Raw genomic sequence first — 12,884 nt, forward strand, 5'->3', positions numbered from 1 at the left:
ACTCAGATACCTCCGCGGAAACTCCCCACCTTCGGCCGGCATATGCGGCGGGTCGGCCGGACACGCCGGGTATTTTCGGCACCCGCTCCTCAAACGAGGGGAATTTCCGCAGGGCGGGCGGCCGAAAACACTCAGCAAGTTCAGAGGAAGATGTCCGGGACCAGCTGGTCCTCGGGCGCGCCGAGGCTGTACGGGCTGAAGTCCGTCACCCCTGCCGCCGCGAGAACTTCTTCATCCGTGTAGAAGTTTCCGCTCCGGTTGCCGTGCGCGCGGACCGCAGTGCTGCCGGTCAGCACGGCGTGGGCGGCGTCGGCCATAATTTCAGGGCTGCGGGCGCCCTTGACGATCATGTCGCCGCCGGGCATGTTGCGGATCGCCGCGGTGTCGATCAAGGTACATGGCCAGAGCGAGTTCACACTGACGCCGTCTGCCTTGAGCTCCTCGGCCAGTCCCAGCGTGGTCAGGCTCATTCCGTACTTGGCCATGGTGTAGGCCAGGTGCAGGCCGGCCCACTTGGGGTCAAGGTTCAGGGGCGGGGAGAGCGTGAGGATGTGCCCGGCCTCGGACGCCCGCAGCGCCGGCAGCGCCATCTTCGAGAGCAGGAAGGTGCCACGGACGTTGATGTCCTGCATGAGGTCGTAGCGCTTCATGTCCACGTCGTCGGTCGTGGAGAGGTCGATCGCCGAGGCATTGTTAATCACGACGTCGATCCCGCCAAAGCGGTCCACGGCGGCGCCGACAGCGCCGGCGACGTCGGCGTCGTTGCGCACGTCGCCGACCAGCGGCAACGCCTGGCCGCCGGCGGCCTCGATCTGTTCGGCGGCGGTATACACGGTGCCCTCGAGCCTGGCGTGCGGCTGGCCGGTCTTGGCCATCAGGACGATGTTGGCGCCGTCCCGGGCTGCGCGGAGCGCGATCGCCAGGCCAATGCCGCGGCTGCCCCCGGAGATGAGGACAGTGCGGCCCTGAAGGGAACCGGCGGCCTGGTACGGCCCTGCAGCGGTGCCCGAAGCGTCATTGCTTGAAGTCATGCCCACACTCTAGCGGACCTATGTTACTGGCGGGTAACAAGGTGGTGCGGGAGCTTCGCGGCGGGAAAATTGTAGGTTCCCTACAGCGGCGCCTGCCAATACCGTCACTAGACTTGCCAGCAGAGCCCTGCTTTTGTGGATTCCAGCCAAAGGACCCCGCGGGACGGGCGCCGTATAACTTAGCGACAGAGCCGGAGACACTTGATGAGCCACGATCTGACCACGACTGCGGGAAAGATTGCAGATTTCCGCGACCGCCAGGCCAGTGCCGAGCAGCCCTCCGGTCCGGAAGCGATTGCCAAGCAGCACGCGCGCGGCAAGAACACCGCCCGCGAGCGCATCGACCTGCTGCTGGACGCCGGCTCCTTCGTCGAATTCGACGCTCTGGCCGTGCACCGCTCCACCGCGTTCGGCATGGAGAAGAAGAAGCCGCTGGGCGACGGGCTCGTCTCCGGCTACGGCACGGTGGACGGCCGCCCGGTCGCGGTCTACAGCCAGGACTTCTCCGTCTACGGCGGCTCGCTGAGCCAGGTCAACGGCGAAAAGATCGTCAAGGTCCAGGAATTCGCGCTGCGCAACGGCTGCCCCGTGGTCGGCATCCTGGACGGCGGTGGTGCCCGCATCCAGGAGGGCGTCGCCTCCCTGGCGATGTTTGCGGACATCTTCCGCAACAACGTCCACGCCTCCGGCGTCGTCCCGCAGATCTCCCTCATCATGGGCCCCTCCGCCGGCGGCGCGGCGTACTCCCCCGCCCTGACCGACTATGTGGTCATGGTGGACAAGACCTCCCACATGTTCATCACTGGCCCGGATGTCATCAAGACCGTCACCGGCGAAGACGTGGACATGGAAACCCTCGGGGGTGCCCGCCAGCACAACGCCAACACGGGCACCTCGACGTACCTGGCCTCCGACGAGGCCGACGCTGTCGAGTTCGTCCGCGAACTGCTCGATTTCCTGCCCTCCAACAACCTCGCCGAGGCTCCGGTGCTGGAGCACCAGCAGGAGCTGGAGGTCGACGACGACGACCTCGCCCTGGACGCGCTGATCCCGGACTCGGCCAACCAGCCGTACGACATGCGCAAGGTCATCGAGCAGATTGTCGATGACGCGCACTTCCTGGAGATGCAGTCCCTCTACGCCCCGAACGTGATCATCGGCTATGGCCGGGTAGAGGGCCACACGGTGGGCATCGTGGCCAACCAGCCCATGCAGTTCGCCGGCACCCTGGACATCGCGGCATCGGAGAAGGCCGCCCGCTTCGTCCGGCACTGCGACGCCTTCAACATCCCCATCATCACGCTCGTGGATGTCCCGGGCTTCCTGCCCGGCAAGGACCAGGAGTTCCAGGGCATCATCCGCCGCGGCGCGAAGCTGCTCTACGCCTACGCCGAGGCCACCGTGCCCAAGCTGACCGTGATCACCCGCAAGGCCTACGGCGGGGCCTACATAGTGATGGGCTCCAAGAAGCTCGGCGCGGACCTCAACCTGGCCTGGCCCACCGCCCAGATCGGCGTCATGGGCGCCCAGGGCGCAGTGAACATCCTGTACCGCCGCGAACTCGCCGCGGTGGCAGAGAACGGCGGCGACGTTGAGGCCAAGCGCGCCGAGGTGATCCGCCAGTACGAGGAAGAGCTGCTCAACCCCTACCAGGCCGCCCAGCTGGGCTACGTGGACGCCGTCGTCGCACCGTCCGAAACCCGGGTGCAGATCATCAAGGGCCTGCGCGCCCTCCGGGACAAGCGGGCCGCCCTGCCCGCCAAGAAGCACGGGAACATCCCGCTGTGACCCCGGCCGATCCGCTAACCTCGCAAGCTCGGCCAGGGATCCCTGCGGGCGTGGGCCCAAGCGATCCGCTAGTTGGCCCTGTCGAGACTCCGGACGCACCTCTGCTGGCTGTCGTGAAGGGCGAGCCGACGCCGGAAGAGTTGGCGGCGCTGACCGCCGTCGTGCTGTCCCTGGGGCAGGCCCAGCAGGCTGCACCGGAAACCCCCGGCGTCCGGCACTGGGTCCGCCGGCAGCAGCTTCGGCTGGCACCCAGGCCCGGTCCGGAAGCCTGGCGCCGCAGCCTCGGCTGAGAGTCCTCGGCTGGGCGGCCTGACTCTGAACCCGCCCCCGGAAAAAGTTCAGTAACTCTTTCATAACCACCGCGCCCGGGCTAGTCTCGTCGGGTGACTACCGAAATCATCGCCTCAGACAACACTGCCCCCGCGCGCCAGCAGACGGCCATTGACGCCGTTGCCGACGCCTATACGGACACCCTTATCCGGCTCAACCCGAGCTTTGCCACCGAGCTCGGCCTGCCCGGGCACGAGACCGAGTACGCGGACTTCTCCCCCTCCGGCCACGAGGAACTCGCGGCCGCCGCGCGCGAGGCACTCGCAGCGCTGGACGGGTTGGAGCCCGTTGACGACGTCGACGCCGTCACGCTCGACGCCATGCGTGAGCGGCTGGGCTTGCACCTGGAAATCCATGAATCGGGCTGGGACACCGCCGATCTGAACAACATCGCGTCCCCATCCCAGAACATCCGCGCGATCTTTGACCTCATGCCGACGGACACCGCCGGGCAGTGGGAGCACATCGCGGGCCGGGCCCACAACGTCCCCGCCGCAATCGACGGCTATATCGAGTCGCTGCGTTCGGCGATGCAGGACGGCAAGGTGGCCGCGGCCCGCCAGGTGTCGATCGTGATCGAGCAGGCCACCAAGCACGCCGCGGAAGACGGATTCTTCGCGAAGCTTGCCGCCGGCGCCAAGACCGCGGACGGCCCGCTCCCGGCGGAACTGCAGTCGAAGCTCGACGCCGGCACGGCAGCCGCCCGGGTGGCGTACTCCCGGCTCGCGGGTTTCCTCGAGTCTGAACTGCTGCCCGTCGCCCCGGCCAAGGACGCCGTGGGCCGCAGCCGCTACGCCCTGGCCTCCCGCGACTTCCTCGGCGCCACCGTGGACCTGGGGGAGACCTACGCGTGGGGCGTCCAGGAGCTCGACCGCCTCATCGCCGAGCAGGAACGCGTGGCCGGCGAAATCCGGCCCGGCGCCACGGTCGAGGAAGCCAAGGAGATCCTGAACAACGATCCCGCACGCCAGCTCAAAGGCACCGACGCGCTCCAGGCCTGGATGCAGGAACTCTCCGACAAAGCCGTCGCGGAGCTCGCCGGCGTCCACTTCGAGATCCCGGACGTCATGAAAACGCTGGAGTGCCGGATCGCGCCCACCGATGAAGGCGGCATCTACTACACGGGCCCCTCGGAGGACTTCAGCCGCCCCGGCCGGATGTGGTGGTCCGTGCCGGCCGGCGAGGACACCTTCACCACCTGGGCCGAAACCACCACCGTGTATCACGAGGGAGTACCCGGCCACCACCTCCAGGTCGCCACCGCCACCTACCGCCGCGAGCTGCTGAACAAGTGGCGCCGCAGCGTGTGCTGGACCTCGGGCCACGGCGAAGGCTGGGCGCTCTATGCGGAGCGGCTCATGCAGGAGCTCGGCTACCTCAACGATCCGGGCGACCACATGGGCATGCTGGACATGCAGCGCATGCGTGCGGCCCGCGTGGTGTTCGACATCGGTGTGCACCTGGAGCTTGAGGTCCCGGAGCGCTGGGGCAGCGGCATCTGGACATCGGAGAAGGGCTTTGACTTCCTCCGCGCCAACCTGCCGATCAGCGAGGGGCAGCTGAAGTTCGAGTTCACCCGCTACCTGGGCTGGCCGGGCCAGGCCCCGTCCTACAAAGTGGGCCAGCGGCTCTGGGAGCAGATCCGCGAAGAGCTGGAATCCCGCCCCGGCTTCGACCTCAAGGCGTTCCACACCAAGGCCCTGAACATCGGATCGGTTGGCCTGGACACCCTCAAGCGCGCGCTGCTCGGGTAGTTGCGTTCCCGGGAGCAGACATCCCTTCAGCACACTGCCGGATGTCTGCTCCCGGGTCTCGCCGAGAGACAATCGCCACATGCCGCCTGGGAATAACTTCACAATCGGGCAGTCTTCCGGCGGAATTCCCGGGATCGGGCTGTAGCGGCAAAATTACCGCGGCGTAACATTTCTCAACATCCGTTGGTCATGCTATTTGTAACGGTCCTAGCGTGTTCCGGTGACCACTCAGACAAGCACCCCCGCACCTGCTGGAAAGACCGGGTTCCAGCTGCCCAAATGGGCTGGCTCGTTCGGCTTCCAGATCATCGCCGCCCTGATCGTCGGCCTGGGCCTTGGCCTGCTGGCCAAGTACACCGGCAGCACCAAGGCAAACCCCAACGCCCTCGGCACCACGCTGCAGACCATCGGCTCGAGCTACGTCTCGCTGCTGCAGACCGCCGTGGTCCCCCTGATCTTCACCGCCGTCGTCAGCTCAATCTCCAACCTGCGCGCCGTTTCCAACGCCGCCCGGCTGGCCTGGAACACGCTGCTCTGGTTCGCGATCACCTCGCTGATCGCCGTGCTGATCGGCATCGGCCTGGGCGTGCTGCTGCAGCCCGGCGCAGGCACCGGCATCAACCAGGAGGCCAAGTACGCCGGCAAGTCCGGTGACTGGTGGGCCTTCCTGACCGGGCTGTTCCCGAAGAACTTCCTGGGCCTCGGCGCGACCACCACCGTCACCGACGGCGTCGCCACCACAGCCGTGAGCTTCAACGTCCTCCAGATCCTGGTGATCGCGATCGCCGTCGGCATCGCCGCACTCAAAGTGGGCAAGGCCGCCGAGCCGTTCCTGGCCCTGAACGCGTCCGCCCTCGCCGTCATCCAGAAGGTCCTCTGGTGGATCATCCGGATCGCACCGCTTGGCACGGTCGGCCTGATCGGCAACGCCGTGGCCGTCTACGGCTGGGACACCATTGGCTCGCTCGGCAAGTTCACCGTGGCGATCTACATTGGCCTGGCGCTCGTGCTGTTCGTGGTCTACCCCGTCCTGATCCGCAGCCACGGACTGTCTATCAAGCAGTACTTCTCCGGCGTGTGGCCGGCCGTGCAGCTGGCCTTCGTCTCCCGCTCCTCGATCGGCACGCTGCCGCTGACCCAGCGCGTGACCGAACGCAGCCTCGGTGTCCCCCGCGCCTATGCCTCCTTCGCGGTGCCGCTCGGCGCGACCACCAAGATGGACGGCTGCGCGGCGATCTACCCGGCCGTGGCGGCGATCTTCGTGGCCCAGTTCTTCGGCATCCAGCTCGACTTCACCCAGTACCTGCTGATCGCGCTGGTGTCCGTGCTCGGCTCGGCCGCGACCGCCGGCACCACGGGCGCCGTCGTCATGCTGACGCTGACGCTCTCCACGCTGGGGCTGCCGCTGGCCGGCGTCGGACTCCTGCTGGCCATCGACCCGATCCTGGACATGGGCCGCACCGCCGTCAACGTGGCCGGGCAGGCCCTGATCCCGGCCATCGTGGCCAAGCGCCAGGGCATCCTGGACGAAACGCTGTACAACGCGCCGCGGACCGGTGATCCGTTCAACGACGACGTCGATACGTCGGCCGTTGACCCCTCCGCCGCCGCAGCTCCCGCGGCCGGACGGGAACAGCGCGAACTGGCTGACGCCAGGGCGTAGCGACTGAACGAGTGTTCACCAGAGAAGTCCCCGGGAATCCCCGGGGACTTCTCTGGTTTAACCGGCGTTGGCCCGAATCCGCAGGGGCCTAACGCCCACCGATCACACCCTTTTCCGCGGCCTTGGTCACGGCGTCCGCTTCTGCTTGGGTGAGGGTGCCGTCCTTGACGGCCTGGTCCAGCCGCGGCTTCAGTGCTGCGGCGTGCTTGGCCTGCTCGGCGGTGCGCAGTTCCTCCAGGGCAGCGGTGACCTTGGCTTCATCGATGCCGAGCGATTTCGCCAGGGAAGCGGCCAGAGCCTTCTCCATCGCGGCACGGTCCGGTTTCTGTCCCGGGGCCGGCGGGGTGGCCGGCGGGGTGATCGGCTTGTTGGCTTCGCGGAAGGCCTTGAGGGCGTCGGTGACCTTGGCCTCGTCGACGCCCAGCTTGGCTGCGAGTTCCTTGGCGCGGGCGCCGAACGCCGCGCCGCCGTGGCCGTGGCCGTGGTGTCCACCGCGCATGCCGTAGCCGTCGGCGGGGGTGTTCCCGGGGGCACTCGAACTGGGGGTCGGGGTGGGGCTCGGCGTCGTGGTGGCGGAGGCCATCCCGGCGACTCCGAGCCCGGCGCCCAGTGCCACGGCCGCCGCCCCGAGGCCGAGCGCGATTTTAGTGGTGCGTGACATGTGCTGTCTCCTGGATCTGCCGAGTGCTGACGGCGCTTGAAGCTAATGGTTCTTCCGGGAAAGTCTGCTCCACGAGCACCTCCAGTCTGTACCCGCCCCACCAGAGATAGCTGTTTCCCAGCTTTCACTTTCCTGTGAATCCGGCAGGGATACTTTGCTGCATGGCACCCGCCGCGCGGGCGGCAAAAGTGGATAGGCTCTGGGCATGCTGATCGTGACATCGAACGACATTCCGGGCCACCGGATCGACGCCGTCTTCGGCGAAGTCATGGGCCTGACCGTCCGCTCCCGGGACATCACTGCCCAGGTCATGGCCGGCTTCCGTTCCCTGGGTGGCGGTGAGGTGCTGGAAATGACGCGGGCCCTCTACGACAGCCGGCAGGATGTCATGGCCCGGATGGTGGCCGAGGCCGAGCAGCGCGGCGCCAACGCCATCATCGCCATGCGCTTCGACACGTCAGCGATCGGACAAAACTGGACGGAGATCTGCGCTTACGGCACGGCCGTTTTTGCCATTCCCCTCTCTCACGATGAGCCCGGAGCCACGGGCCAGTCGGTCTACCTGACCAATTCGGGCGGCCCGGCCAATTCCGGCGGACTGACCAATTCCGGCGGGACGGTGGCCCAGCTCAAGCCCTGATTCCAGGCTTGCCGGACACTCTGAAAATACTTGCGCAGAGTGCAAACATGCACGTAGTGTAAGCGCGTGCCCTCATCTTCATCTCCTTCCGCCGCCCAGGCTGCGCCGTCCGGCGGATCCGGCGCCGCACCGACCTCGCGCCGCGAACTGAGCCGTCGCGAATTAAATAAGGCGGCCACCCGGCAGGCCATCACCGACGCCGCCATGGACTTGCTCCGCACGCGGGGTCCCGGGAACTTCACGGTGGAGGACATTGCCGAGGCCGCCGGCATATCCCGCCGCACATTTTTCAACTACTTCGCCAGCACCGAAGTGGTCATTGCCTCGGTGACCCACGGGTTCCTGGACAAGGCGCTCCAGCAGTTCCGGCTCCGCGCGGCTGGCGAGCCCATCCTGGAATCTGCGCGGGCGGCCCTGGTTGAACTCGCCGACCCGATGACAGTGGCTCCCATGGCCGAGCTGTACAGCATGGGCCAGGCGAACCCCATGCTCAGCCGTTCCGAACTGGAAGCCTGGGACCACTGCACCGTTGAGATCATCGACGCCGCCCGTGAGCGCTTCGCCCAGGGCCCCGGCGCCGAGGTCGACGAACTGTACCTCCGCGCCCTCGCGGGCTCGATCATCTCCTGCGGAAAGGCCGCCATGGATGTTTGGTTCGCCCGGTGCGGCGGCGACCTCAGCCCGGCTTCCCTGTCCATCCTGCGCCAGCTCCTCATCGATTCCATGAGCCTGCTCGGCTCCGGATTCGCTTCCCACTCCCCCGCCACTCCTTCCCCAGATCGGCACTGACATGGCCCTATTGCTCTATCGTCTCGGCAAGTTCTGCTACCGCCACCGCTGGCTCGTCATCTCCCTCTGGCTCGCCGTCCTGGTGGCCGTCGGCGGCGCCGCAGCGGCCTTCCACGGCACGATGTCCAATAACTTCCAGATCCCCGGCACTGAAACCCAGCAGATGGCGGACAAGCTTAAGCGTGAGCTGCCCAAGGCCTCCGGCGGCTCGGCCGGTATCGTGTTCGAGTCGAAGGACGGCCAGTTCACGCAGGCCGGCAAGGACGCGGTCTCGGCTGCCCTGGCCAAGCTGAAAGCCCTTCCCGACGTTCAGGGCACCGTGGACCCGTTCGCCACCCAGGCCCAGCTGGACAAGGCCGTCGCGGACCTTGCCGCCGGGGAGCAGAAGGCGTCCGCAGGCAAGGCCCAGCTGGACGCGTCGGCCGCCCAGCTGGCGGCGGGCAAGTCCCAGCTGGCTGCGGCAGAGCAGCAGATGACCGCGGCAGGCATGTCCGCCGAGGCCATCGACGGCCAGCTCGGCCAGCAGAAGGCTGCCCTCGCCGCGGGCCAGGAAAAGCTCGACGCCGGGACCAAGGAACTCGAGGCCGGCGCGGCCAAGCTTGCCCTCGGCAAGCGCCAACTTGATGCCTCGCAGGGCATGCGGTTCGTTTCCGAGGACGGCACGGCAGCGATCGCGCAGGTCCAGTTCAAGACCTCGATCAACGGGCTGGCCCCCGCTGTGCGCCAGCAGGTCCAGGACATCGCCCACGAAGTCTCGTCTGCCGGCGTGACCGCCCTGGCCAGCAAGGAAATCACCGAGGACGTCTCGCAGCTGTTCGGCATCTCCGAGATCCTCGGCATCGCCATCGCGGCCCTCGTGCTCATCATCATGCTGGGAACCCTCATCGCCGCCGGGCTCCCCCTGCTGATGGCCCTGGTCGGTGTGGCAGTGGGCGTCGGCGGCACCTTCGCCCTCAGCGGCGCCATCGACATGAGTTCCATCTCCCCGATGCTGGCCCTCATGCTGGGCCTCGCCGTCGGCATCGATTACTCGCTCTTCATCGTCAACCGGCACCGTGGCCAACTCCTGGCCGGCATGGATGGGGAGGAATCCGTGGCCCTCGCCACCGGCACCTCCGGCAACGCGGTGCTGTTCGCGGGCCTGACGGTCATCATCGCCCTCGCGGCCCTCGTCATTCCGGGTCTTCCCTTCCTGGCCGTCATGGGCCTGTCCGCCGCCGCAACGGTGGCAGTCGCCGTCGTCGTCGCCCTGACCCTCACCCCGGCCATGCTGTCCCTGATCGGACCGAGGCTCATCTCCCGCCGGGTTTGGGCCAAGGCGGAGAAGCACAATGCCGCGCCCGGGCACGAGAGCGCGGACCGTGCCCGCGACGAACGCCGCAGCACCCGCGGCTGGGGCGGCCTTGTCACCCGGCACCCTATCCTGGCGCTGCTGTCCGGCGTCCTGCTGCTGGGCATCGTGGCGCTGCCCGCCAGCCAGTTGCGGCTCGCGCTGCCCGACGGCGGGTCCGAGCCCGTTGAGTCGCAGGCGTTCAAGGCCTACGACGTCACCGGCCGCAGCTTCGGCGAAGGCATGACGGGCCCGATCGTGGTGGTGGGCGACTTCCCCGCAGGCCTGAGCGAGGACGAAGCCACGGCAAAGCAGCTCGACGTCGCCGACATCCTCCGCGGCACGGCCAACGTCACCGCCGCCGTTCCCGTGGCATTGAGCGAGGACCGGCGCACCGCGGTGTTCCAGGTCATTCCCAAGGAGGGCCCCGCCAGCGCCAGCACGGTCAAGGTGGTCTCCGAGCTCCGCGCCGAAAAGGACCGCATCAAGGACTCCACCGGTGTCAGCATCGGCCTCACGGGCCAGACTGCCGGCAACGTCGACGTCTCCACGAAGCTCGGCGACGCCCTGCCCCCGTACCTGGGCATCGTCGTCGGTCTGTCACTGATCCTGCTGCTGCTCGTGTTCCGCTCGATCGTGGTGCCGCTGCTGGCCACGGGCGGCTTCCTGCTCTCGCTGGCGGCCGCGTTCGGGGCCGTCGTCGCGGTCTACCAGTGGGGCTGGCTGGGTCCCGTGTTCGGCGTCGAAAACCCGGGCGCAGTGCTGAGCTTCCTGCCGATCATCCTGATCGGCGTGCTGTTCGGCCTGGCCATGGACTATCAGGTGTTCATTACCTCCGGCATGCGCGAGTCATTCATGCACGGGGAATCGGCCAAGCATGCAGTCCGCACCGGTTTCAGCCATGCCGCGTCCGTGGTCACCGCCGCCGCCATCATCATGGTCAGCGTGTTCTCCGGCTTCATCTTCTCGCACCTGAACATGGTCCGGCCGCTGGGCTTCGCAATGGCCTTCGGTGTCCTGGTGGACGCATTTGTGGTCCGCATGACGATCGTCCCGGCCGTGATGTACCTGCTTGGCAACAAGGCGTGGTGGCTGCCCCGCTGGCTGAACCGGATCCTGCCGGACGTGGATGTTGAAGGCGCGAAGCTCCGGCCCGCGGCTTCAGCAACCTCAGCCGAGCCCGAAGCCGAGCCGGAGCCGGAGGAGGTCGGCGCGCGCTGACAGTCACAGCCTGCCGATGAGTTGCCCGAAAGCCGCCCGCTGATCATTCTGATCGGCGGGCGGCTTTATCGTGCGTGCAACTCGGGCAGGCTTGTCGGTCCGAACGCCGCTCAGGCCGTCAATGAGCCTGCGGGCAGTACTTGCTTGAGCCTTTTCGCGTGGTGGCGCTCGTCGCGGCGCTGGCGGCGGGACTCCGCGCTCGCTTCGCCGGTAGTCGATCCGGGCAGGGGTGGTGCTGTGGAGTGGTAGGTGTGGCCGGTGGGGGTGATGAGTTCGATGGTGTGCCGGCTGGCCCCAGGTCCTGCGGATACCGGGCGGGCTGCCCAGCCGGGGGTTTCCTTGGTCTGGTTGCAGGCTTCGCAGAGGCCGGCGCCGTTGTCGGTGGTGGTCGGGCCGCCGGCGTGGTGGGCGATGATGTGGTCCAGATGGCGGATCGGAGCGTCGCAGTAGGGGGTGCGGCAGGTATCGTCCCGGGTCTGGATGAAGCGGCGGTGCCCGGGCGGGAAGAGCCGGGCGCGGGAGTCCATGCCGATGAGCTCACCGGCGCCCGGGTGGGTGTAGAGCCGGCGGAGAAAGACGCCGAATGCAGAGTGGTCGGCGCTTCCTGCAGCGCCGCCGGGTGTTGGCGGACTGCCGGGTTTCGGGGGACCGGCGGTTGACTTGCCGGGTTCCTGTGAACCACTTTGTCCGGGCGAACCGACGCCGAAAGTGCTGTCTTTAGCCTTGGTGCCGTTGATGAGGGTGCGGGCCCAGCCGGCGGGGACCGTGCCGTAGCCGGGGAGCCGGGCCGGTTCGGAGTCGGCCTGGAAGAGCGTGCGGTCGGTCATGATGAGCTGGATTTCGACCCCGGTGATCCCGGCCGGGGTGCCGGTGCTGCGTTCGACCAGGGTATCCGCCATGGCCTGGCCCCGGGAGCGGGGGTCCCCGGCGGCACGGAGGGTGCCGGCTCAGGGCGGTGTACATGCCCACGCCGGCGGCTACCGGGAGAAATGCGGTGAGGTAGCACATGGTGTCCGGGGCCGGGCGGAGGCTGACGTGCCGCTCGCTGGCGGCGTGCGCGGCACGTTCCGTGACGGTGCGCGGGTCCCGCCGGTACGCAGCGGCCCGGGCCGCGGCCACCAGCCGCCGGTCGCCCACCCCGGCGAACTTCCCGGTGTCGGCGGCGAGGTGCTCGTCGACGGCGGCCCGGTCCGCCGCGCTCAGGCAGGCGGTTTCGCGCACGAGCAGGGTGGCGCGCCATTCGTTCAGCTGCCCGGTCTGCAGGGCGGCGAGGGTGTGCGGCATTTCGGTCACGAGCGCCTTGGCCAGGCCCAGCAGCCGGCCGCCCTTGGCCGGGGATTCGCGCCGGGCCAAGGCGATCTGCGCGCCGACCCCGGCACCGAGCCGCTCCGCCGGGACCCCTGCGGCGGCCTGCTCGCGGCGCTGGAGCAGGTCGAACGTAACGGCGATCCGGGCCTGCAGGGCGGATTCGGCGGATTTCAGGTTCTCGAGCTCGCGGAGCTGGTCAATCATCCCGGCGCAGTCCGTGGCCAGCGGGACAGCGGCCAACATTCGCGCCACGTCCGCGATTACCGTCCTTGGATTGCCCGGGCCCGCGGCCGTACCGCGCCCGGCGCGACTGAGGCCAGCGTCGCCGTGTCCTGCCGGAACCACTTCGGGCCCCTGATTGCCGTCCAT

9 protein-coding genes and 1 pseudogene are annotated in these 12,884 nt (G+C 68.0%); 7 read left to right on the top strand and 3 right to left on the bottom strand.

The window, feature by feature from the left end:
• Positions 1–140: 140 nt before the first annotated feature.
• A complete protein-coding gene (locus tag BLS42_RS03800) occupies positions 141–1,031 on the bottom strand; it encodes an SDR family oxidoreductase (protein WP_090576678.1) in 891 nt (296 codons plus the stop codon).
• A gap of 204 nt (positions 1,032–1,235) precedes the next feature.
• Between BLS42_RS03800 and BLS42_RS03805 the strand changes: the two genes are divergently transcribed.
• From BLS42_RS03805 to BLS42_RS03820, 4 genes are all read left to right on the top strand, one after another.
• The gene (locus BLS42_RS03805; protein ID WP_090576681.1) at positions 1,236–2,819 is read left to right on the top strand and encodes an acyl-CoA carboxylase subunit beta; all 1,584 of its coding nucleotides are present in this window, start codon (positions 1,236–1,238) and stop codon (positions 2,817–2,819) included.
• 50 nt (positions 2,820–2,869) lie between these two features.
• Positions 2,870–3,109: an acyl-CoA carboxylase subunit epsilon gene (locus tag BLS42_RS03810; RefSeq protein WP_176803149.1), complete on the top strand. Its 240-nt coding sequence runs from the start codon at positions 2,870–2,872 to the stop codon at positions 3,107–3,109.
• 93 nt (positions 3,110–3,202) lie between these two features.
• Positions 3,203–4,903: a DUF885 domain-containing protein gene (locus BLS42_RS03815; protein WP_371129503.1), complete on the top strand. Its 1,701-nt coding sequence runs from the start codon at positions 3,203–3,205 to the stop codon at positions 4,901–4,903.
• A 220-nt stretch (positions 4,904–5,123) separates the two neighbouring features.
• Entirely contained in the window at positions 5,124–6,566 is a 1,443-nt protein-coding gene (locus BLS42_RS03820; protein ID WP_090576686.1) for a dicarboxylate/amino acid:cation symporter, read from the top strand.
• Positions 6,567–6,654: 88 nt separating this feature from the next.
• On the opposite strand, the gene BLS42_RS03825 is transcribed toward BLS42_RS03820, so the two are convergent.
• Positions 6,655–7,227 (bottom strand): Clp protease N-terminal domain-containing protein, encoded by a 573-nt coding sequence (locus BLS42_RS03825; RefSeq protein ID WP_090576689.1) that lies wholly within the window; start codon positions 7,225–7,227, stop codon positions 6,655–6,657.
• Positions 7,228–7,432: 205 nt separating this feature from the next.
• Here BLS42_RS03825 and BLS42_RS03830 point away from each other — a divergent pair, with 205 nt between their 5' ends.
• From BLS42_RS03830 to BLS42_RS03840, 3 genes are all read left to right on the top strand, one after another.
• Entirely contained in the window at positions 7,433–7,867 is a 435-nt protein-coding gene (locus BLS42_RS03830) for a YbjQ family protein (RefSeq protein ID WP_256336224.1), read from the top strand.
• Positions 7,868–7,933: 66 nt separating this feature from the next.
• Positions 7,934–8,656: a TetR/AcrR family transcriptional regulator gene (locus BLS42_RS03835; protein WP_371129504.1), complete on the top strand. Its 723-nt coding sequence runs from the start codon at positions 7,934–7,936 to the stop codon at positions 8,654–8,656.
• A gap of 1 nt (position 8,657) precedes the next feature.
• Positions 8,658–11,207: an MMPL family transporter gene (locus BLS42_RS03840; RefSeq protein ID WP_090576697.1), complete on the top strand. Its 2,550-nt coding sequence runs from the start codon at positions 8,658–8,660 to the stop codon at positions 11,205–11,207.
• Positions 11,208–11,317: 110 nt separating this feature from the next.
• On the opposite strand, the pseudogene BLS42_RS20760 reads toward BLS42_RS03840, so the two are convergent.
• A pseudogene (locus BLS42_RS20760) lies at positions 11,318–12,884 on the bottom strand (DUF222 domain-containing protein).

Origin of the sequence: Arthrobacter sp. ov407, assembly GCF_900102895.1 — a bacterium.
Taxonomy (GTDB): Bacteria; Actinomycetota; Actinomycetes; order Actinomycetales; family Micrococcaceae; genus Arthrobacter.